We start from the raw sequence: 21,746 nt of genomic DNA on the forward strand, positions 1-21,746 counted from the left end.
GTTGTTTTAACCTCGGGCTTCACGTTTAGCGTTTACAGCCATAAGGCCTTGATCTCCCGGATGTCGTCGAGGCGGTTCAGTTTTACCAACCGGTCCGAAACGGTGTATAAAACGTTTCCGATGTACAGGCAGCGTTTAACGGGCGTGCTGTAGGTGTTTTGTCCCCGGTTGTCGGCCTGGTGGGTTACAGTTCCCTTTAAGCTGATGCCGTCGGGGGAGATATTGAAGACGTACGCCTCCTGCCGGTCGCGATAAACCCCCGGTTTGCCGTCGATTTCGATCCCGTAGTAGGGATAAAACGTAACAGGGATCGCCAGTAGGTTTTTGACCTTACTGAACAGCACCGCCTTGTGCTCGCGCAAGGCTATCGAATCTACACCCTGCCCTTCGATGACGTACTTGGCCACTTCCTTGGGGTCGGCAGGGTCCATAACGTCAAAGAGCGCTATCTTGATGCCGGTCTCGCGCGTGGGACGCGGCGGGACTATCCGTTGGAGGGCGCTTCCCAGGGGTGTCTCTTCGAACACCGGCGACGGCCCGGCGTCGATTTCCTTGCCTATGCCGATAAGATAACGGTCGTCATAAGGGTGCAGATAATCGGAGTATCCGGGTATCTTCAGTTCCCCCAGTACCTTCGGGCTGCTCGGGTCTGTCAGGTCGATGGTGTACAGCGGGTCCACGCGGCGGAAGGTGACCAGGTAGCACCGCTTGCCCATGAACCTGGCGGCGTAGATGCGTTCACCCGGCGCAAGTCCCGTGAGCCTCCCCGTTATCTTCAGGTCTTCGTCCAGCACGTAGATGTTGTTGCGCGGCAGCGACGACCCGGAAAAGGCGAACCCTTCGGAGGTCGTGGCGATCCGGAAGAACCCCTGGTACTCATCCATCGAGAACTGGTTCAGCGCCTGCCCGGGAACCTCACCCCGGCCCAAGTATGTAACCGTGTCCCCGTCGATGCCCAGCTTGTGCATAACGGTTGTATTACGAACCCGCGCGCTGTCCCGGGTCAGATCCTGCTCCCATTCCTGGTACGTTTCCCTGAGCCTTGCTTCCAGCTCCTGCGCCTCGGCGGCGCCCAGTTGGCTCAGGCCTTCGTCCATAAGGTCCTCCAGCTTGTTGAATTTGGTGGCGAGGTCATCCTTGGAGTTGCGGGTTGCGGTGAGCTGCACCTGCAGCCCCGAAGGGAGGAGCGGTGCTATTTTGTCGAAAAGCCTGTTGCCGTGGTAAAGGATGTCCGGCGCCTTGGCGGCGGTGAGGTAGATGTTTTTCTCGGAGACGAAAATGTTCTGAGAGGTTCCGGTAAGAAGCGTTTTTTCCGTAAGCTTGTATTTGCCGTCTCCTGTATTAATGGCCATAATCATGGTGTAGTGGTAGGCCTGGTCGGGGACGTCGAAGTATTGAATCCGCGTGGGGGGGATGGTCTGCTTGCGCCCGTCGATACTGATCTCCGGAAGCGCGGGTTTCTCTAACGTGCCGTCGCGGCCGTAAACAGGAACGTTAATAACGGCGTACGCGTAATCACCGATCAGCCGTGAGGTTACGTAGGAACCAAAAGAGGTGATGGACCTTTTAAGCACCGGTTCCGAACGGTTGCGGACGTCGTAAATCTGTGCCAGGAACTCGCCCGTTGCGGACTTTACACCGAAAACAACCAGATCGTCGGCGGTGATGAAGGTCTCGGACGGGGTGCCCGGGAATTCGATTTCCGAAACCAACCGGGCGTCTTCAGCGGGTTGCGCTTTGATTATGGAGATCTTGGACGTCGATAAAACATAAAGATATTTGCCGTCTGTTTTGACGATGTCGGCTTCATCCACACCTTCCACCTGCACGTTGGTGCGGGAGTAATCCTCGGACGGCGCGCTTTGTTGAGCCGGCGCGGTGGGAACGGCCATTTTCTGTTCGCCGGCCATCCCGTCTTCAAGCGCCAGGTTCCCTACCCTTAACATCGTCTCCGGACCGTAATACCAGCCCAGTCGTCCGGCAAGTGTCACATGCTGCCGGATATAGTTCGCAAGCTGGTTGTATGAGGCAAAGGTTTTCAGCTCGCAGACGGGAACGCGTTTGGCCGGCGGCGGGTCGCTCTTGGCAGCCGAGGCCGGAAACTGCGCCACCGTGCTTGCCGCAGCCGCCGCTGTCAGTAAAGCCACGGCTATAAACGCAAGGAATAACTTATTCACATTTGTCACCTCTTTCGTTAAATCCTTTTAATAGCAAAACACCGCCGCCGCCGTTTTTCTGACAGCCGGGTCAAGGAGATTTCGTGAAGCATGCTCCGGGAATAGGCCGAACTAAACTAAAAAGCGCGGCATGAGAATCCTGCTTTGCTGTTCGCACCAATTACCGATAGTGCCGTGAGACCGATGGCGGCAGCATCCCTGAAATTACCTGTCAATTCCAGATGAAAGACGCCGAATAAATGTTAAAATGCAAAAGGGGGTAGGGAATATTACTGATAACAACAGGGAGGAAGAGTTATTGTTGAAAGGATTCGCAGCACCCGTTGTGGCGGGAACGGTTTTTCTGGCATTGTTGTTAACACCGTTCGCTTCAACTAATCAGATAACGGCGTCGGCCAGCGAGTTTCTTCCCGGTCCCGGTCAGTTCACCGTAAGAAGCGGGGACTCCTTGTTCATAATCGCCCGCAAATTCGGTGTTTCGATCGCCGACCTCAAGCGACTCAACCAACTTGGTTCCGATATGATAATGCCGGGGCAGGTTTTAATGATTCCGGCCCGAACAACCGGACTAAACCGGTATATTGTAAGAAACGGGGATTCGCTGTTTATCGTAGCGGGCTTTTACGGCCTTACCGTCGGTGAATTGAAGCGGGCCAACGCTCTTGACTCGGACCTGATAATGCCGGGGCAGGTTTTAAGGATTCCCGTAAAAGAAAGACCGTTGAGCGAAGTACTCGACGAAAAGGGCATCATCACCCCGGAAATAGCTCTGGATGTCGTCGTAGATAAAACGGATCACACACTCACCTTGTTCTGGCAGGGCATGTGGCTTAAGACCTACCATGTTGAGTTAGGCGACGGAGGGATGGGGGATAAGGAAATCCGCGGGGACCACAAGACACCGGAAGGGCTCTTTTGCATAACGGAAAAATCAATACTGAGCCCGCCGGACGAGTTCCTCGGTTCGCGGTGGATGCGGCTTAACTACCCCAATATAGAAGATGCGGACCGCGGGCTCCATGAAGGTTTAATCGAGTTCGAGACTCACGACCTGGTTGTCTCTGCAGTCAACAGCGGCCAGACCCCTCCGCAGTATACCCCCCTGGGAGGCGGGATAGGGATTCACGGCGGGAGTACGCCCGGATTCGGGAGCGACTGGACCTGGGGTTGTGTCGGTTTGAGTAACAGGGACGTGGAAGATTTCTACGATTTCATTACCCCCGGAACGCGGGTGATAATACAGTGGTAACGTGAGTCTTACAGGTGATTTAAAAAGCGGCGGCTAAGGTCCGCCGGAAATTATGAAAGTGGTTCGCTCGGTCTGTTTCAAAGCGGCACCGCGAATACCCGGCATAAATATAATGACACCAGACTGCTGCGGGAGGTTCATCTAATATGGCCGGGTCCGTCTTCCGGGACCTCGTGGTCGGGGTTGATAATGAAATCGCGCTGCCCGGCGGCGGCGCGGCTGTTTCAATAAATTTGGACAACGCCGCCACCACGCCGCCGTTTGTGGATGCTTTAAACGAAATCATCAATTTCGCCCCGATGTATTCCTCCGTTAATCGCGGCGCGGGATACAAATCGCAGCTTTCCACCGAGTGGTACGAAAGGTCGAGAAAAGCCGTGGCGGACTTCGTCAAAGCGGATCTCGAACATGACGTTGTCATCTACGTAAAGAACACAACCGAGGCAATTAACAAGCTGTCTTACCGTCTTTACGACGGTAAAAAGGGTGTAATCCTGTCGACAGGGATGGAACACCACTCCAATGATCTCCCCTGGAGAAAATATCACCTGGATTATGTGGAAACAGACAATCACGGGAGGTTGGACCTCGGCGATCTGGTTAAAAAGCTGAAGAAGTACGGAAGATCGGTCAAATTAGTGACCGTCACCGGGGCTTCGAACGTTACAGGATATGTGAACCCCGTCCACGAAATCGCCGAAACGGCCCACAGATTCAATGCAAAGATATTGGTTGACGGAGCGCAGCTGGTCCCTCACGCCGAATTAGACATGAAGCCGTTCAACTCCCCAAGGCATATCGATTACCTTGCTTTTTCGGGTCATAAAATGTACGCGCCGTTTGGGGCGGGGGTCCTGATAGGCCCGGAGGCGACCTTTAAGAAAGGTATTCCGGAGTACGCCGGCGGCGGTACCGTAAAAACGGTTACCCGTAAAAAGGTTATATGGGACGACCCGCCTAATAAGGATGAAGCGGGGACGCCCAACGTGATGGGGGTACTAGGTCTTCAAGCCGCGATTCAAACGTTGAGCAGGATCAGGATGCGGAACATCGCCGATTACGAACTTGAGCTTTGGAAATACGCCGTAGAACGCTTGAGGGACATACCCGGTCTAACCCTTCACTGTGACACTCACCCCGGTAAACCACGGATAGGGATCATCCCCTTCAATCTCGACGGGATTCACCATGCGCTGGTGGCCGATATCCTTTCACGGGAGGCCGGTATCGCCGTCCGAAGCGGTTGTTTCTGCGCCCAGCCGTACGTTCGGAGACTTCTAAGCGTCACTCCCGGTGAAACGGTAATCCGGAGGCGGAATTACCGTTCTTCGGGTCCGGGGATGGTCAGGGTCAGTTTCGGGCTTTATAACGACCGTAATGAGATTAATGTCCTGATTCAAACCCTCCGCCGCGTCGCTGAACATAGAGAATACTATACTCAAAAATACGGGACCCGGTAATTATTTGCTATGAAAAGTTTTTGTTCAATTGTCTATGCTTAAACAACTTTGTTCGATTGTTATAATCCTCCACAATATGGCCGTTTCCTATAACTTTATATTTATAAATCACCAGCCCCTCAAGGCCTACCGGTCCTCTTGCATGAATTTTACCGGTGCTGATTCCCACCTCGGCGCCCAATCCATAGCGAAAACCATCACTAAACCGTGTTGAGCAGTTCCAGAAAACATTTCCGGAGTCGACGTAATTCATAAATCTGGCCGCTTTTGTCTTATCTCTGGTAATAATACTGTCTGTATGGCCGGAACCATATTTGTTTATGTGTTCAATGGCTTCGTCAAGGTCTGAAACAACCTTGACGGAAAGTATATAGTCCAGATATTCCGTCCCCCAGTCTTCTTCCGTCGCCGGACCGGCCGAAATAATCGACCGGGTCTTAGGACAGCCTCTTAATTCGACTTGTCTTTTATCCATTGCGCTTTTTAGCTCGGGCAAAAAATCGGGCGCTATTTTTTTATGTACCAGCAAAGTTTCCGTCGCGTTGCATGCGGCCGCATACTGAGTTTTCGAATCCACAGCAACCTCTACCGCCATATTAATGTCGGCATCCTCGTCCACATAGCAGTGACAAATGCCGTCCGCATGACCCATAACCGGAATATTCGAATTGTCCATAATGTACTTTACAAACTCATTGGATCCTCTTGGAATAATCAGGTCTATATAGTCATCCATTTTCAGCATTTCGTCAACATCTGAGCGTGTTTCCAATAAAGCTATCCAGTTTGTTGGAATACCGGCCTCTTGAGTTGCCCTGATTATAACATCCGTCAGTACCCTACTGGTTTCCCTGGCCTCAGATCCGCCTTTTAAAATAACGCCGTTGCCGCTCTTCAAGCAAAGGGTGGATATTTGTACAAGGGCATCAGGCCGGGATTCAAATATTACACCGATTACTCCTATAGGGCAGGATACCCTGTAAACTTCCAGTCCTTCGTCCATCTCAGTGGCTAACGAAGTTTTCCCTACGGGATCCTCAAGTTTAATCAGGCTGTAAATACCATCGATAACATCATTAATTTTTGCCTCGTCGAATTTCAGCCTCTTTAACAAGGGTAACGAAAGGTTTTCCCCTTCGCTTCTGATTAAATCTTTCTGGTTAGCCGCTAATATTTCTTCTTTTCGAATTTTTAAAGATTCGGCTATCTTTGCCAAGGCTTTGTTCTTGAGTTCCGGCTCCGCACCGGCCAGCTTTATCGATGCTTCTCTTACGTTACGGACCAGGTTTATCATGCTCATTTTTCAGTTCCCCCTTGGGCTATATATTACCATAATTCAGGGTAAGTAGTCAGTAGCCAGTAGTCAGTATCATAACGGACTACCCCCGAATTGGAACATGTTTTTGTAGATGCGTTTGGAGATAATAGCCTCAAACGGTTTTCAGGAGGTTATGTTTTATGGCAAACAGACTCACCCGGGAAAAGAGCCCGTATTTACTCCAGCACGCCGACAACCCCGTGGACTGGTACCCCTGGGGGCAGGAGGCCTTCGAAGCGGCAAAAAGGGAGAACAAGCCGGTTTTCCTCAGTATCGGATATAGTACTTGTCACTGGTGCCACGTCATGTCACGGGAGTCATTCGAGGATGAGGAAGTCGCGCGGCTGATGAATGAGGTTTTCGTAAACGTTAAGGTCGACCGCGAAGAGAGACCGGACATCGACGGCGTATACATGACCGTGTGCCAGGTGATGACGGGAAGCGGCGGCTGGCCGCTCACCGTGATCATGACCCCGGATAAAAAACCGTTCTTCACGGCGACGTACATACCCAAAGAAAGCCGGTTCGGACGAATCGGCATGATGGAGCTGACGCCGCAGATTAAGAGGATATGGGAGTCGCGCCGGGACGAGATCGAAAGCAAGGCCGGGCAGGTGGTCTCGGTTGTAAAGGAGCTGGCGCAGGGCGCAGGCGGCGAGGAGATCGGTGAGACGAGCCTTAAGACGGCGTTCGAGCAGCTCCTGCGCGCCTTCGATAAGGAACACGGCGGTTTCGGCGCCGCGCCCAAGTTCCCGATGCCGCACAGCCTTACCTTCCTACTGCGCTACTGGAAACGGTCGGGGGACGCGCGGGCGCTCGAGATGGTTGAGCGAACGCTGGAGGCTATGCGGTCGGGCGGTGTTTACGACCATATCGGCTTCGGTTTTCACCGGTACTCCACGGACGCGGAATGGTTTCTGCCGCATTTCGAGAAGATGCTTTACGACCAGGCTTTGCTGGCAATCGCCTACCTGGAGGCGTACCAGGCTACCGGGAAAAGGCTTTACGCGCGCACCGCGAAAGAGATATTCGCGTATGTCCTGCGGGATATGACCGGTCCGGAAGGCGGTTTCTACTCCGCTGAAGACGCGGACAGCGAGGGTAAAGAGGGGAAGTTTTACCTCTGGACGGAGGATGAGATACGGCGCCTGCTCGGCGAAGGTGAGGCCGCTCTGGTGTCACAGGTCTTCAACGTTAAACCGGGTGGGAATTTCCGGGCGGAAACCGGCTCGGACGCCGGACAAAACATTTTGTTTTTGCGGGAACCGGTGGGTGATACGGCAGCCGGTTTGCAGATGCCGGAAGCAGAGCTGGAAAAGAGCCTGGAAACTGTGCGGGAAAAGCTCTTTGAATTCCGCGAAAAACGGGTGCATCCCCACAAAGACGATAAGATTCTGGCGGATTGGAACGGCCTGATGGTCGCCGCGCTGGCTAAAGGGGCGCAGGTCTTTAACGATCCGGCGTACGCTGCGGCGGCGGCAAAGGCGGCGGATTTCGTTTTAACCGCGATGCGGGATAATAACGGGGCGCTTTACCACCGTTACCGCGACGGGGAGACCGCTGTTCCGGCTTTCCTCGACGACTACAGTTTTATGATCTGGGGTCTGACCGAGCTTTACGAAGCGACCTTCGAGGTGCGTTATCTCCAGGAGGCGCTTGGTCTGAATGATATTTTACTGAGCCGGTTCTGGGATGATAAAGACGGCGGTTTTTATTCTTCTTCGGACGCCGCGGAGGATGTTCTTGTCCGCCGGAAAGAGATTTACGACGGCGCCGTTCCGTCAGGGAATTCGGTGGCCATGTTCGATCTTTTGCGTTTGGGGCTTATTACCGCGGACCCGGAACTGGAACAAAAGGCCTCCCGGATAGGGCGCGCCTTCTCCGGGAGCGTTTTGGAAGCCCCTTCGGCGCACACGCAGCTGCTGGCGGCGTTGGATTTTGCGATCGGACCCTCATATGAGATCGTTATCGTCGGCCGCCCGCAGGCACAGGACACGCGGAAGATGCTGGGTGCGGTGCGGAGCAGGTTCATACCCAACAAGGTGGTAATGGTTAGGCCCGAAGGGGAAAAAACAGCGGAGATCGGGAGCATCGCCGGCTTCACGTCCGGATTCTTAAGCCAGGGGGGCAGGGCTACGGCTTATGTCTGTCTGGACCATAACTGCAGGCTGCCGACGACGGACACCGGCAAGGTCCTGGAGCTGCTCATGGCTTGAGCATTCCGGCTGATTTGGAACCCGGCACTCAGAGGGCATTTAGTACTGATAGTGAGATACCACGGCTTTAAGTTTTTCGGTGCTATCGGTTAATGATTACACATGTTAGATTGAGTGCTGGGCAAAACGAAGCTTGAAAAAATGAACCTGTGAGCTTGAATTTGAAAGCAGTTGTAACATACACGGGACGCGATGAGAAGTGATGCAGTAATGCGTTGCTTATCGCTGCGCCCACTGAAAGAAGTACTATTAAAAGGGGTAGCTGTATGGCGGATGAGGAGAGGGAAGACGCGGCGCCTGTTCTGATTCGGCTCGAAGAAAAGCTGAAGGAACTGATAACGGCCACAGAAAAAATGAAGCTTGCGGAGTACGTACAGCTGCTTGACCGGCCGTGGCGGCTGATGTACGTTAATTTCATCGCCGGCCTGGCGCGCGGCCTGGGGATCGCCGTGGGATTCACCATCCTCGGGGCGTTGATCGTCTACCTTTTACGTGATCTGGTGGCCGCCAATCTGCCGGGAATAGGAAAATTTATCGCCGAAGTGGTACGTATGGTCAACCTGAATTTGTATTAACTATTAAGAGGAGGCTTATTAGTGGACCAGGCCAGGCAGGACTATTTCAAAAAACGGCTGGAACTGGAGAGGGAAGAACTGAAGCGGCTTATAGCAGGAATCGAAGAAACGGGTCTGGATATGTCGATGCGGGAGTCTACAAGCGAACTCTCGCTGTATGACAACCACCCGGCGGACGTGGGCAGCGAGGTTTTCGAGCGTTCCAAAGACCTTGCCCTGAAGAACGATGCGGAGTTCAAGATAAAGGCGATTGAGGACGCTTTATCCAAAATGAGGGCGGGGCGTTACGGTTTGTGTGACGAATGCGGCAGCGAGATCGCTCCGGATAGACTTGAGGCGATACCTCACACCACGATGTGCCGGCGGTGCAAAACGAAGGAGGAGAAGCTCTCTGAACCCAAGCAGCGTTCGCTTGAGGAGGAGGTTTTTCAAAACCCGTGGCAACGCGCCTTCGATGATAGTATAATGTATGACCGGGACGATACGTGGCAGGACATTGAGCAGCACGGCCCTTCGACGGAGACGGACCCGCTCGACGAGGAGGAAGGCCGCGGCGGGGTTTTGGGCGGAGCGCCTCCGGATGTCGACCAGATTCCTTACTACAAAAGCGACGGGGTGTTTTACAAGGATAACAGGGTTTAGGGAGCAGCATTATCACACGACGAAACTCCCGGGGGGTATTCGACTTGGAAACCCGTAAGCATGCCACCTTTGACCCGATTCCGGGGCAGGATGTTTTTTTCGCAATAGGGAGGATTTTGCGTTTTCCCAAACGAATAAATATCAAGTTATAACCTGTATTGTGAGCCCGGGGAGAGATATGCTTATTTTTTTTGATGAAATCAGAGATGATTTGGCTTATATAGAAGCCGAACTCATGAATACCATCGCGGGATTCAACTCGGTCATCCATGACGCCGCGGCGCACCTTTTTGCCGCGGGCGGGAAGCGGTTGCGGCCTGCTTTTGCTCTTTTTTCCGGGCGGTTTGGGCGCTATGAGCTTAATAAGGTGGTGCCGCTGGCGGTAGCCCTCGAACTGATTCATATGGCCACCCTTGTTCACGACGATATCGTCGACGGGGCGGTCGTCCGGCGCGGACGGTCTACCGTACAGTCGATCTGGGGGAATAATGTGGCTGTCCGGACCGGTGATACACTTTTCGCCAAAGCCATCGAAATCGTTGCCGGGTATGCCGACCCGTTGGTGAGCAAACAACTTGCAGCGACATGCATGAACGTGTGTACCGGGGAATTCGCTCAGGCGCGGGCGTGCTTCAACCCCGGGCAGACCTTGCGCGATTACTTCGGCCGCATCCGGAGCAAAACCGCGATACTGATCGCCAGCGCCTGCGAGCTCGGGGCGGTGGTTTGTGAGGCGCCGCGCATTGTGAGCAAGTCGCTCGGCCGGTACGGCCTCGCGGTGGGAATGGCCTTTCAGGTGGTGGATGACGTTCTCGACATAATCGCAGACGAGCGTATTCTCGGAAAGGCCACCGGCGGTGATATTCGTGAGGGCATCGCCACATTACCGGTGCTTTATGTTTTGCGCCAGGGAGGGAAGCGCCGCCGTCTGCAGGAAATCCTCTGCGCCCGGGAAAAAGGAGAGGTGGAAATCGGCGAGGCGATCGATATCGTAAAACAAGAGGGCGGGGTGCCGTACAGCCTGGACGTGGCGCAGCGCTTTGTCGGCAAGGCGAAGAAGGCGCTCAACGTGCTTCCCGACATTCCAAGCCGGCAGCATCTCGATGCAATAGCCGAGTTTGTGGTGGCACGAAAGTTCTGAAGTAAAGGTTATAATAAGTTCAAACTGCAAAACGGGGAGAATTTGAAAGGACAAGCCCTGGCGTACCTTAATAAAAAAAGGTTGCAATTGTATCGGTGATATTTTAGGAGTGTCCCATGCGGCCGGGGGTTGGTCCACTAGAAGACTGAAAATGGGCGAAGCTCATCGTCGCGCCCAGTCGAAAGAACGTTTATTTTCAAGGGAGAAGAGAATGCTCTATCCGGCGTTCATAAGGCTTGAAGGACGAAAGTGTGTGGTTGTCGGCGGCGGCAGAGTTGCGGCGCGTAAAGTGGAGATGCTGCTTAACTGCGGGGCGCGGGTTTGGGTAGTCAGCCCGGCGGTTGTGGAAGAGCTGTCTTCCCGGATAAGCGACGGTCGGGTTCAATGGGTAAACCGGGGGTTTGAAAAGGGCGATACCACGGACGCCTTTCTGGTGGTGAGCGCCACCGACGACAGGGAAGTGAACGACGTTGTTGCCCGGGAGTGCGCCGCGCAAAACATATTGCTCAATGTGGTCGACCAGCCCGAGTTTTGCAATTTCTACGTTCCGTCGGCCATCAGGAGGGGACCGCTTACCATCGCCGTATCGACGGAGGGGAAAAGCCCCCTTCTGGCCCGGAAGATAAGGGAAAGACTCGAAGAGTTGATACCGCCGGCGTACGGTGAATTCACCGAGTACCTGGGCGCTTTACGGGCCCGGATTATCGCCGACCACCCGGAAGCGAAAGGCGATTTGCTTGAAGGAATTGTTAGCCCGGAGGTTCTGGCTTGTATGGAAAAGGGTGACCTCGAAACGGCCAAGGAGTTGATGAAGATTGTTCTCGATCGTTATCGGTCTTAACCACAAGACGGCGCCGGTAAACGTCAGGGAGAGGTTCGCGTTTTCTGAAAGCCAGGTGCGGGAGGTTCTGGAGGAAGTCAGGACCAAACCCGGTGTAAGTTCGGTTGTTCTGCTTTCAACATGCAACCGGACCGAGTTTTACATATTCTTTACGAACGAAATAGGGCGAACGGCTGTAATCGAGGTTTTGTCCCGGCGGGCCGGTGTGGATTTCAGCGAGCTGAAGCGCTACCTGTACGTTCACACCGAAAACGACTGCGTACGGCACCTCTTTAAGGTCGCTGCGGGACTTGATTCAATGGTCATCGGTGAAACCCAGATTCTCGGCCAGGTGAAGGAAGCTTACCAACTGGCCAAAAACTGCGATTCATCGGGGAAGTATTTCAACGCGTTGTTTCAGCAGGCGCTGGCGGTTGGAAAGAAAGTCCGCAACGACACCGGAATCGACCAAAACCCGGTGTCTGTGAGTTACGCTGCGGTGGAGCTTGCCAGACAGACACTGGGAAGCCTCGAGGGGCGAACGGTGTTGATAGTCGGCGCCGGTAAGATGAGCGACCTTACCGCAAAGCATCTTGTGGCCAGCGGCGTAACCGGAGTGATTGTTTCCAACCGGTCTTTTGAACGCGCCCGGGAGCTTGCAGGCCGTTTTAGGGGACAGGCCGTGCGTTTTGACGAACTCTACCAGTGGATTGAAAAATCGGATATCGTGATAAGCTGCACGGCGGCGGCTCATTACGTGATCCACGCCGGCGAAATGACCAGGGTTATGGAGAAACGCAAGGGAACAAAGATTTTTCTGATCGATATTGCGGTGCCCAGGGACATCGAGCCTGCGGTGGGCGACTTGCCGGGAGTGGCGCTTTCCGACATCGACGGGCTGCAGCACGTTGTCGACGCGAATCTTTCCGAGAGGCGCGAGATGGCGGTGCAGGTGGAGAGAATAATAGAAGAAGAAGTCGAGGGATTTGTCCGGAGGCAGGCTGCTCAGACTGTGGTTCCCACAGTGGTGGCCCTGAAGAAACTTGGTGACGATATAAAGCAAAAAGAACTCCGCCGGGCCTTGAACCGTCTGGGTGATCTATCCGAGCGCGAGCGGAAGGTGATAACCTCTATGGCCAACAGCATCGTAAACCAGTTGCTGCACGAACCCGTCCGGGGTTTAAAAGACCTTGCCCTTTCTTCGAAGGGACAACTCTATTCGGAAGCTATTCAGGATTTATTCGGGCTGGAAGTCCCGGTGGAGATTCCCGCGGCAGTGGTTAAGGGGAAGATTTAGAATAGTGGGACGCCGGATTGTTGTCGGGACACGGGGGAGTGCGCTGGCTCTTGAACAAACCGAGATTGTGGCGGATGCGCTGAAGCGCAGGTGGCCGGAATACCGGTTCAGCATAAAGAAAATTAAGACCGTCGGGGACAAGATTCTCGATGTCGCCCTGGCGAAAATTGGGGATAAGGGGCTTTTTACAAAGGAATTAGAGGTTGCTCTTCTAAATAAAGAGATCGACATCGCGGTCCACAGCATGAAGGATGTTCCCACGCTTTTACCGGAGGACCTGGTTATCGGCGCAGTGTTAGAGCGGGAGTATCCGGGTGATGTATTGGTTTCCACCTCGGGGAAGGTGCTTGACGGCCTCCCGCAGGGAGCGCGGGTGGGCACTTCGAGCCTGCGGCGGCAGGCGCAGTTGAAACACTACCGCCCGGACCTTGTGATTGTTCCCGTCCGCGGCAACGTTATTACCCGCCTGAACAAGTTGAAAGCCGGTGATTTCGACGCCATTGTGCTGGCATGGGCCGGTTTGGCCCGTTTGGGGCTGGAAGGTCACGCAACCCAGCGCCTCCCGTATAGTGTTTGTCTGCCCGCAGTGGCCCAGGGAGCGATAGGGATAGAAATCCGCGCCAACGATCCGGAAATTACCCGGCTCACCGAGGTTTTGGACGACGCGGATACCAGGGCGCAGGTTCTTGCCGAGCGGGCCTTGATGCGCCGTCTTGAGGGAGGCTGCCAGGTTCCGATCGGCGCAATCGCTTCCACCATGAACGAGGAACTCACCATTGAGGGAGTAGTGGCGGACCTTGGCGGCCGGCGGCTTGTCCGGGCGCAGGATAGCGGCCCGGTCTTTCAGGCCGAAGAGGTAGGGATGCGGCTGGCGGAGAAGTTATTGGGCATTGGTGGGGATAAAATTTTAGAATCGATCCGCGGGGAGAAAGAACGATAATGGCCGGAAAAGTTTATTTGGTGGGTGCGGGACCAGGCGATCCCGGCCTGATCACGCAAAAGGGATTGCGGTATCTTTCATCGGCTGACGTGGTGGTCTACGACCGACTGGTCAACCCGCGTTTGCTCGGGTACGCCCGGGCGGACGCGGAAATCATCTATGCGGGTAAGTCTCCCGAGCGCCACGCTTTGAAGCAGGACGAAATAAACGCGCTTCTGGTAGAGAAGGCCCGGGAGGGAAGGGTGGTCGCAAGGCTTAAAGGCGGCGACCCCTTTGTTTTCGGCCGGGGCGGCGAAGAAGCTGAAGCCTTGAGGCGCGCCGGGTTTGCGTTTGAAGTGGTCCCGGGAGTCACCGCGGCGGTGGCGGCGCCGGCATACGCAGGCATCCCGGTTACCCACAGGGATTTTACCTCAAGTTTTGCGGTGATAACGGGCAATGAAGATCCGAATAAAAACGATTCAGCTATTGATTGGAATAAGATCGCCGGCAGCGGGACCCTGATTTTTTTAATGGGTATGGCGCATCTTCCGGACATCATGAAGCGCTTGAAAGAAGCGGGGCTTCCCGGTGGGATGACGGTGGCGGTCATCCAGTGGGGAACGACGGCGAAACAGCGTACGGTAACGGGCACCCTGGACGATATTACCGCCGGGGTTAAGGCCGCGGGTCTTACCAATCCGGCGGTGGTGGTGGTCGGAAAGGTTGTTTCCCTCCGGGAGGAATTGGCCTGGTTCGAACAGGGGCCGCTTTTCGGACGGCGCATCGTGGTCACCAGGTCGCGGGAGCAGGCCAGCGTGTTGTCCGAAGCGATTTCGGCCCTCGGCGGCGAAGCCTTCGAGTTTCCGACGATCAGGATTGAGCCGCCCGAAAGTTGGGAAGGGCTTGACACCGCCATCCGGAAGGCTGGAACGTACGACTGGGTGATCTTCACCTCGGTGAACGGGGTTAGCATGTTTTACCGGCGCCTTCGGGAACTGGGCTGCGACATCCGCGCTTTCAACCGGGCGCATATTGCATCTATCGGACCCGGAACGCGGGCGGCGCTCGAAGAGCGGGGCCTGGTGGTCGAGTACACGCCCCAGGAGTTCAAGGCGGAGGCCGTGGCCGAAGGCCTTAAGACACTGATGCCGGCCGGGGCGCGGGTGCTTCTGCCGCGGGCGGACATCGCGCCGGATTCCCTGCCGCGGGCGCTGGCGGAGGCGGGATATCTCGCCGACAACATCGCAGCCTACCGGACTGCGCCGGAACGCCGCAGCGCGGGTTTGCTGCGCGAGATGCTGGCAAGCGGCGCTGTGGATGCTGTTACCTTCACGAGTTCTTCGACCGTAACGAACTTCGTTGCCGCGCTGGGTCCCGACACGCCGGGACTTCTGGAAAAAACGGCGGTAGCCTCCATCGGCCCGGTAACCAGTGATACCGCCCGTAAGGCGTGCCTTACAGTGGACGTTCAGGCGGACCGCTACACCATTCCCGGGCTGGTTGAGGCGCTTGTAGAATTCTTTACAAGGATGAAGAATGAAGGATGAAACGGGGAAAGTCCTTAGTCCTCGGTCGACAGTTCTCAGTCCGGGGAAAAAGTTGCGAGTTAAGCGTTGGGAGATAGGGTCGAAAGAGGGGTAGGGTGGGCTGTGCCCACCGAGTATCCGAATACCGGAAAACGGTGAATGAGGCCACCTTATAAATCTGACTCTATTCATCATTCCGTATTCATAATTTTTAATTCATGGTTTTCTTGGCGTCTTGGCGGTTTAATTATTGAGATTGGGGGTTTTTAACTTGGGCTTTCCGGTTACGCGACTGCGGAGGCTTCGCGTGAGCGAGGAGATGCGAAAACTCGTCCGGGAAACACAGCTTGAAGCGGGAGACCTGGTTTACCCGGTTTTTGTCGCGGAGGGAAGCGGTGTCGTGATCCCGGTTGAAGCGATGCCGGGAATTAAACGCTTCTCGGTGGACACCCTTCTGGGCGAGGTTGAGACGGTGGTGGAAGCCGGAATCCCGGGGATTATAATCTTCGGCGTTCCCGACGTTAAGGACGAGGCCGCATCCGGCGCCTGGGATGAGAACGGCGTTGTTCAGCGGGCGATCGGGGCGATAAAAGAACGCTTTCCGGACCTGATGGTTATAACGGACCTGTGCCTCTGCGCTTACACCGCCTGGGGACACTGCGGCGTGGTAAAGGACGACCGGATACTGAACGATCCCACTCTGGAAATCCTCGCGCGCACCGCTGTTTCCCATGCCCGCGCGGGAGCGGATATAATAGCGCCTTCCGACATGATGGACGGCAGGGTGGGCGCAATCAGGCAGGCGCTTGACACCGCCGGATACGCGGACACGGCGGTAATGGCGTACAGCGCCAAGTATGCATCCGCCTTCTACGGCCCCTTCAGGGAGGCGGCCGACTCCAGCCCGCAGTTCGGCGACCGGCGGAGCTACCAGATGGACCCCGCGAACGCCTCGGAGGCCCTGGTGGAGGTGGCGCTCGACCTGGAGGAAGGCGCGGATATCGTGATGGTAAAACCCGCGCTCGCTTATCTCGATGTGATTTGCCGGGTTAAAAAAGAATTCGGTCGTCCTGTGGCGGCCTATAACGTCAGCGGCGAGTATTCGCTGGTCAAGGCGGCGGCGGAACGCGGGTGGATCGACGAGCGGGCGGTGGTGCTGGAGGTGCTCACCGCGATCAAGCGCGCAGGCGCGGATATCATCCTGACTTACTTCGCCAAAGATGTCGCAAGATGGCTGAAGGATGAGTGAGAGTAACTATTCTGGGTCAGAAGTCAGAAGTCAGAAGTCCAAAATTTTGGATTCTGGCTACTTCCAGCACTCAGGTGTTAAATTTGCGTTAGAACAATAAACTATTTTCTGGCTAAAGATAAGGCATTGACCTTCCGGTTTAGACATGCACTGAGTGCTGGATGAATTCGACCCGGAAGCCGATCTAAATAGCTACGATTTATAAAAGGGGAGCGGTAGTATGATCGTATCCTGGAACGCAACCAACGAATGTAACCTCAAATGCGCCCACTGTTACCGGGACGCGGGGTCGAAAAAAACCGACGAACTGACGACGGAAGAGGGCCGCACGCTCATTGACGAGATCGCCCGGGCCGGGTTTAAGATAATGATTTTCTCGGGCGGGGAGCCCGTCATGCGGTCCGACCTGTTCGAGTTGGCGGCTTACGCCCGCGAAAAAGGTCTGCGGCCGGTTCTGGGTACCAACGGGACCTTAATCACACCCGAGGTGGCCGGGCGGTTGTCGGAGGCCGGGTTAATGGCGGCGGGAATCAGCCTCGACAGCATGGACAAAAAGGTGCACGACGAACTGCGCGGTGTGCCCGGTTCCTGGGACGCGGCGGTTGAAGGCATGCGGGCCTGCCGGGAAGCCGGGCTTCGTTTCCAGGTCCATACCACGGTGATGGACTTCAATTATAACGAAATTGAAAAGCTTACGGATTTTTCCGTGGAAATCGGGGCACAGGGGCACCACGTCTTTTTCCTGGTGCCGACGGGCCGTGCGGTGGAGATAGCGGAGGCTTCAATCAAGGCCGATCAGTACGAACGTCTCCTACGGCGTCTCCTGGAAAAACAGAAGCAGGTGCCGATAGAGATAAAACCCACCTGCGCGCCGCATTTTTTAAGGATCGCCAAACAGATGGGCGTCAATATGCGTTTCACCCGGGGATGCCTGGCGGGGCTCTCCTACTGCCTGATCAACCCGGTGGGCGTGGTGCAGGCCTGCGCTTATCTCGACGTCCCTGCGGGGAACGTCCGGGAAACACCTTTCTCGCAGATCTGGCGGGACGCCGAGTTCTTTAAGCACCTGCGGACGCGCCGGTACACCGGAAAATGCGGGAGTTGCGAATACGAGGACGTATGCGGCGGCTGTCGGGCAAGGGCGAAGTTTTATTACGACGATTACATGGGCGAAGAACCGTGGTGTCTTTACGGGGGGAAGAGCCGGGTGCAGCGGTCGAGCTGACGGTATAACGTAGAATCTTAAAAGAGAATGAAAATATAGACCCGTAAGCTTTGAATTTAGAAGAGGTGTTGTAACGTACACGGAACGCGCCGAGAAGTGATGCAGTGCAATGAAGACGGCGGAGACGAACCGGAGCGTACTGGGTGCGTACGTGAAGATTCGGCATCGCCGGGCTGACGCAGCAATGCGTTGCTTATCGACGCGCCTACCGAAAAAAGCACTATTTTCAGAGGGAGGAGGGGGTCGATTGGCATTCGACGATAAGGAGCTGACCGAAGAGGATCGGCGGTTGCTGGCGGCGATGCAGGAAGGTTTTCTGCCGGTGCCTCAGCCTTTTAAGGAAACGGCGGAGAGGCTCGGGTCGACCGAGAGCGACGTGATCGCCGGACTCAGGCGGCTCAAGGAAGAAGGGGCGATCCGGCGCCTCGGGGCGATCATCGATTCCCGGAAAATAGGATACACCGGGACGCTGTGCGCGATGAAAGTCCCCGGAGAGCGCATCCCCGAGGTTGCAGAAGCGATAAACTCCTTCCCTGAGGTTACACACAACTACGTCCGAGAATACGAGTACAACGTCTGGTTTACCATCCTGGCGCCCTCTGTCGACAGGATTAACGATATACTGGCGACGATAAAGAAAAATACGGGAATTCCCGAGGTTATCAACCTTTCGGCGCGCCGTATCTTTAAAATACGCGTAAGGTTCGATTTGGAAGGCGCCGCAAAACCCTAACCCGGACAAGCCGGAAACAAGATAGCTTATATCCTTCTTATTCGGATGGCCTTGCATGAGAACGGCGGCATAAAGTTGATGCACCTCAATCGCTGCTCTGATTGTCGTCATGTTTAGTTTAATCTCTGTGCATCCGTGGTGAATCTGAGATCAGCGTAAATCTTGGGTATTAAAGGCCCCAAGCGTTGAAGCGCGTTTATAGAATCGGAGTGGTCTTGGAGGGGAAAATGTGAACGAGATTGAAGAGCGCCTGATACTGGAACTGGGTGAAAACTTTCCGGTGGAGTCCAGGCCGTTCGCGGTGATCGGCGCCCGCCTGGGAATGACGGAAGACGAGGTAATCGCCAGGGTGAAGGAGTTCATGGACAAGGGAATCATCCGGCGGTTGAGTGTGGCCTTGAGGCATCAGAACGTCGGTTTCACGGCCAACGCCATGATCGTCTGGAAGGTGCCGCCGGAGCGGCTGGATGAGGTGGGGAACAAACTGGCCTCCTTCCCCGAGGTGACCCACTGTTACGAACGCGAAACCGCCCGGGACTGGCCATACAACCTCTATGTCGTCGTGCACCGCCCCCACCGCAAGGAGTGTCTGGCGATTGCGGCAAGGCTCAGCGAGGCGGTGGGAGTCGCGGATTACCGGGTGCTTTTCAGCACAGCGGAATTAAAACGCTCAAACCCGCAATATTTTATCGAAAGAGGGGAAGACGATGCGGTTTGACCGTTCCGATAACCTGTTCGCCAAAGCCAGGGATTACATGCCGGGCGGGGTTAACAGCCCGGTCCGGGCTTTCAAGTCGGTAGGACGTGATCCGGTTTTTATTAATAAGGCGGCCGGAGCGCGGCTTTATGACGCCGACGGCAACGCCTTCATCGATTACGTATGTTCCTGGGGGCCGCTCATTCTGGGGCACGCCCACCCCGCGGTGGTCCGGGCCGTCTGCGAAGCGGCCGAGAACGGAACAAGTTACGGCGCGCCCACGGAACTGGAGGTCGAACTGGCGAGAAGAATAGTCGCGGCGCTTCCGGCGGTGGAGATGGTCCGCCTCGTCAACTCCGGGACCGAAGCGACAATGAGCGCTGTACGCCTGGCACGGGCTTATACCAGGCGTTCGAAGATTTTGAAGTTTGAAGGCTGTTACCACGGTCACGGCGATTCCTTTCTGATTAAAGCAGGTTCCGGGGCGCTTACGCTCGGGGTGCCGACCAGTCCGGGTATTCCTCCCGCTGTGGCGCAGGACACCGTGATCGCTCCTTATAACGATCTCGACACCGTGCGTGAGATAATGAGGCGTGAGGGCGAGAACATCGCCGCGGTGATCGTCGAACCGGTCGCCGGAAATATGGGTATTGTGCCGCCGGCGGAGGGCTTTCTGCCCGGCTTGCGGGCGCTGTGTTCGGAGTACGGCGCGCTGCTGATTTTCGATGAGGTGATAACCGGCTTCCGGGTGGGTTACAGCGGGGCGCAGGAGCTTTACGGGGTTTACCCGGACCTTACCTGTCTGGGGAAGGTTATCGGCGGCGGACTGCCGGTCGGGGCTTACGGCGGCGGAAAGAGGATAATGGAAATGATTGCGCCTGAGGGGCCGGTTTACCAGGCGGGCACGTTATCCGGAAACCCGCTGGCGATGGCCGCCGGGATAGCCACCCTTGACGCTCTTAGTAAACCCGGGACTTACGACAAACTGGACGTCACGGCCGCCAGGCTCGCTTCGGGGTTGGAGAAGGCGGCGGCGGAAGCGGGGGTCCCCGCGGCGGTCAACCGGGTTGGTTCCCTGCTGACGATGTTCCTGACGCCCGGACCGGTATCGGACTACGCCGGCGCTACCGCCGCGGATACGGAAAGGTACGCGGCTTTTTTCCGCGGAATGCTAAAGACGGGGATATACCTGCCGCCCTCTCAGTTTGAGGCGCTTTTTGTCTCGCTGGCGCATTCGGTTGCGGATATCGACGAAACGGTTGAAGCGGCAGCCCGCTGTCTGCGCGCCATCGCCTGATGTTTGCCGATATTCATCAAATCAACCGCCAAGACGCCAAGGGAACCATAATACGGAATGCGTAAAACTGAAAAAAGACTATTTTCATAAAGTTTTGTGCCTAAGCGTAGCGAAATGCGTGGCTATAAAAATGAAAATGTAAAGGCCCGTGAGCTTAAAACTTAGAGCAGAAGCGCGTGATATACAAGGAGCGCTGTGAAAAGCAAGTAGAGCGCGAAGAACAATGCCGCCGGATAATTGGGAAGTGAGAAGTGAGAAGTTGGAAGTGCGACTAATTGTAGAAATTCGCCAAGCGAATTGCATCCTGATATCTCACCTCTAACCTCTTGCATCCCACCTCTCAAATGGCCGGAGCGTACAGGGTGCGTACGTGAGGATTCGGCTCTGCCGGGCTGACGCATTAATACGTACTTCGCGTTGCGCCCATCGAAAGCAGCACTATTTCCAAGGGAGTCCCACATGCCGCATCCAGCGGCACCACGTCGAATGTATTAACGTAGAACGTTGAACGTTGAACGGACCCCAAAGGTCCGTCAGTATAAGGTTGAACGTTGTTTTCGATAGGAGGTCTTTCTTATGTGTTCCGGAGGTGCTGTTCCCCGTTGTATCGTGGAGTTGACGGGATACTATCTGGCTCTGGTTTTGAGGGAAGCCTGCGATGAATGCCCCGTCTGTTCCAATCATCTGCAGGAGGCGCAGAAGGTCCTGCGCGAGATCGGCAGGAGCCTGGGTGGAACGGAGCTTTGCAAGAAGCTGAAAGAGCTTACGGAAGGGGCTTATAAAGAGGCCGCGTGCGGTGTGGGGCGGATCGGCGCAAGCATCGTCACTGAGGCGCTTGCCGGCTACGACGAGGAGTTCGAGGCGCACGTCACCGAAAGGTACTGTCCCGCCGGTGTATGCGATATCCGTTATGTGGCGGAGGCATAAAGGCAACTATTCAGGCGCCCCCGTTGGGCGCGTCGATAGGCTGCGAATTTCAGATGTCAGATATAGGTGGCTGGCGTATGTCTGAGCCTTAGCGTATAATTGAGTGCTGGGTCAGCGAAACACTCAGCGGCTGAACGGTTCAATATAATAATAGGTGACTATACCATTATAGCACGTAAGGAGGAACCCCTATAGGGGTTCCTGAATTTTAAGGGGGGTTGTGTGTTTTGTTGTTAACCCATAAAATTGAACCATGCGATACTTCCGGGAGTTATGGA

At 55.3% G+C, this 21,746-nt stretch carries 18 protein-coding genes; 16 read left to right on the forward strand and 2 right to left on the reverse strand.

From position 1 onward, the window contains the following. Positions 1 to 32: 32 nt before the first annotated feature. Positions 33 to 2,177, reverse strand: a complete 2,145-nt coding sequence (locus AB1500_01375; GenBank protein MEW6181813.1) for a beta-propeller domain-containing protein — start codon at positions 2,175 to 2,177, stop codon at positions 33 to 35. A gap of 298 nt (positions 2,178 to 2,475) precedes the next feature. Here AB1500_01375 and AB1500_01380 point away from each other — a divergent pair, with 298 nt between their 5' ends. Both AB1500_01380 and AB1500_01385 read left to right on the forward strand, forming a co-directional pair. After that, the gene (locus AB1500_01380; GenBank protein ID MEW6181814.1) at positions 2,476 to 3,426 is read left to right on the forward strand and encodes a LysM peptidoglycan-binding domain-containing protein; all 951 of its coding nucleotides are present in this window, start codon (positions 2,476 to 2,478) and stop codon (positions 3,424 to 3,426) included. A gap of 146 nt (positions 3,427 to 3,572) precedes the next feature. Continuing rightward, positions 3,573 to 4,886, forward strand: a complete 1,314-nt coding sequence (locus AB1500_01385) for an aminotransferase class V-fold PLP-dependent enzyme (GenBank protein MEW6181815.1) — start codon at positions 3,573 to 3,575, stop codon at positions 4,884 to 4,886. Between the two features lie 7 nt (positions 4,887 to 4,893). On the opposite strand, the gene AB1500_01390 is transcribed toward AB1500_01385, so the two are convergent. Then, positions 4,894 to 6,186 carry a glutamate-5-semialdehyde dehydrogenase gene (locus AB1500_01390; protein MEW6181816.1) on the reverse strand — a complete coding sequence of 431 codons (1,293 nt, stop codon included), beginning with the start codon at positions 6,184 to 6,186 and terminating at the stop codon, positions 4,894 to 4,896. 158 nt (positions 6,187 to 6,344) lie between these two features. Between AB1500_01390 and AB1500_01395 the strand changes: the two genes are divergently transcribed. The 14 genes from AB1500_01395 to AB1500_01460 all read left to right on the forward strand — a co-directional run bounded on the left by AB1500_01395 (position 6,345) and on the right by AB1500_01460 (position 21,468). Beyond that, complete coding sequence (locus AB1500_01395; protein ID MEW6181817.1) at positions 6,345 to 8,420, forward strand: thioredoxin domain-containing protein; 2,076 nt, start codon at positions 6,345 to 6,347, stop codon at positions 8,418 to 8,420. A 266-nt stretch (positions 8,421 to 8,686) separates the two neighbouring features. Continuing rightward, positions 8,687 to 8,995, forward strand: a complete 309-nt coding sequence (locus tag AB1500_01400; protein MEW6181818.1) for a DUF5665 domain-containing protein — start codon at positions 8,687 to 8,689, stop codon at positions 8,993 to 8,995. Positions 8,996 to 9,016: 21 nt separating this feature from the next. Then, positions 9,017 to 9,637 carry a TraR/DksA C4-type zinc finger protein gene (locus AB1500_01405; GenBank protein ID MEW6181819.1) on the forward strand — a complete coding sequence of 207 codons (621 nt, stop codon included), beginning with the start codon at positions 9,017 to 9,019 and terminating at the stop codon, positions 9,635 to 9,637. Between the two features lie 178 nt (positions 9,638 to 9,815). Beyond that, entirely contained in the window at positions 9,816 to 10,778 is a 963-nt protein-coding gene (locus AB1500_01410) for a polyprenyl synthetase family protein (protein MEW6181820.1), read from the forward strand. 211 nt (positions 10,779 to 10,989) lie between these two features. Continuing rightward, positions 10,990 to 11,619: a bifunctional precorrin-2 dehydrogenase/sirohydrochlorin ferrochelatase gene (locus tag AB1500_01415; protein ID MEW6181821.1), complete on the forward strand. Its 630-nt coding sequence runs from the start codon at positions 10,990 to 10,992 to the stop codon at positions 11,617 to 11,619. Next, complete coding sequence (gene hemA / locus AB1500_01420; protein MEW6181822.1) at positions 11,594 to 12,895, forward strand: glutamyl-tRNA reductase; 1,302 nt, start codon at positions 11,594 to 11,596, stop codon at positions 12,893 to 12,895. Before AB1500_01415 ends, hemA begins: the two co-directional genes overlap by 26 nt. A gap of 4 nt (positions 12,896 to 12,899) precedes the next feature. Then, positions 12,900 to 13,835 carry a hydroxymethylbilane synthase gene (gene hemC, locus AB1500_01425; protein ID MEW6181823.1) on the forward strand — a complete coding sequence of 312 codons (936 nt, stop codon included), beginning with the start codon at positions 12,900 to 12,902 and terminating at the stop codon, positions 13,833 to 13,835. Then, a complete protein-coding gene (gene cobA / locus AB1500_01430; GenBank protein ID MEW6181824.1) occupies positions 13,835 to 15,361 on the forward strand; it encodes a uroporphyrinogen-III C-methyltransferase in 1,527 nt (508 codons plus the stop codon). Before hemC ends, cobA begins: the two co-directional genes overlap by 1 nt. 250 nt (positions 15,362 to 15,611) lie before the next feature. Beyond that, positions 15,612 to 16,589, forward strand: coding sequence for a porphobilinogen synthase (gene hemB, locus AB1500_01435; protein ID MEW6181825.1), 978 nt, complete (start codon positions 15,612 to 15,614; stop codon positions 16,587 to 16,589). Positions 16,590 to 16,809: 220 nt separating this feature from the next. Then, positions 16,810 to 17,814: a putative heme d1 biosynthesis radical SAM protein NirJ2 gene (nirJ2, locus tag AB1500_01440; GenBank protein ID MEW6181826.1), complete on the forward strand. Its 1,005-nt coding sequence runs from the start codon at positions 16,810 to 16,812 to the stop codon at positions 17,812 to 17,814. Between the two features lie 247 nt (positions 17,815 to 18,061). Then, positions 18,062 to 18,547 carry an Lrp/AsnC family transcriptional regulator gene (locus tag AB1500_01445; GenBank protein MEW6181827.1) on the forward strand — a complete coding sequence of 162 codons (486 nt, stop codon included), beginning with the start codon at positions 18,062 to 18,064 and terminating at the stop codon, positions 18,545 to 18,547. 229 nt (positions 18,548 to 18,776) lie between these two features. Beyond that, complete coding sequence (locus AB1500_01450) at positions 18,777 to 19,265, forward strand: Lrp/AsnC family transcriptional regulator (GenBank protein MEW6181828.1); 489 nt, start codon at positions 18,777 to 18,779, stop codon at positions 19,263 to 19,265. After that, complete coding sequence (gene hemL, locus AB1500_01455; protein ID MEW6181829.1) at positions 19,255 to 20,541, forward strand: glutamate-1-semialdehyde 2,1-aminomutase; 1,287 nt, start codon at positions 19,255 to 19,257, stop codon at positions 20,539 to 20,541. The genes AB1500_01450 and hemL overlap by 11 nt, the downstream gene beginning before the upstream one ends. A gap of 576 nt (positions 20,542 to 21,117) precedes the next feature. Next, entirely contained in the window at positions 21,118 to 21,468 is a 351-nt protein-coding gene (locus AB1500_01460; protein MEW6181830.1) for an NADH-ubiquinone oxidoreductase-F iron-sulfur binding region domain-containing protein, read from the forward strand. The last annotated feature ends 278 nt before the right edge of the window (positions 21,469 to 21,746 follow it).

This window comes from Bacillota bacterium (genome assembly GCA_040755295.1).
Taxonomy (GTDB): domain Bacteria; phylum Bacillota; class Desulfotomaculia; order Desulfotomaculales; family Ammonificaceae; genus SURF-55.

Bases quoted from the DNA above. Each gene is read 5' to 3' on its own strand.
- AB1500_01415 (MEW6181821.1), top strand. From the start codon at position 10,990: ATGCTCTATCCGGCGTTCATAAGGCTTGAAGGACGAAAGTGTGTGGTT.
- AB1500_01400 (MEW6181818.1), top strand. From the start codon at position 8,687: ATGGCGGATGAGGAGAGGGAAGACGCGGCGCCTGTTCTGATTCGGCTC.
- AB1500_01390 (MEW6181816.1), bottom strand. From the start codon at position 6,186: ATGAGCATGATAAACCTGGTCCGTAACGTAAGAGAAGCATCGATAAAG.
- AB1500_01385 (MEW6181815.1), top strand. From the start codon at position 3,573: ATGGCCGGGTCCGTCTTCCGGGACCTCGTGGTCGGGGTTGATAATGAA.
- AB1500_01395 (MEW6181817.1), top strand. From the start codon at position 6,345: ATGGCAAACAGACTCACCCGGGAAAAGAGCCCGTATTTACTCCAGCAC.
- AB1500_01410 (MEW6181820.1), top strand. From the start codon at position 9,816: ATGCTTATTTTTTTTGATGAAATCAGAGATGATTTGGCTTATATAGAA.
- AB1500_01460 (MEW6181830.1), top strand. From the start codon at position 21,118: ATGTGTTCCGGAGGTGCTGTTCCCCGTTGTATCGTGGAGTTGACGGGA.
- hemL (MEW6181829.1), top strand. From the start codon at position 19,255: ATGCGGTTTGACCGTTCCGATAACCTGTTCGCCAAAGCCAGGGATTAC.
- cobA (MEW6181824.1), top strand. From the start codon at position 13,835: ATGGCCGGAAAAGTTTATTTGGTGGGTGCGGGACCAGGCGATCCCGGC.
- nirJ2 (MEW6181826.1), top strand. From the start codon at position 16,810: ATGATCGTATCCTGGAACGCAACCAACGAATGTAACCTCAAATGCGCC.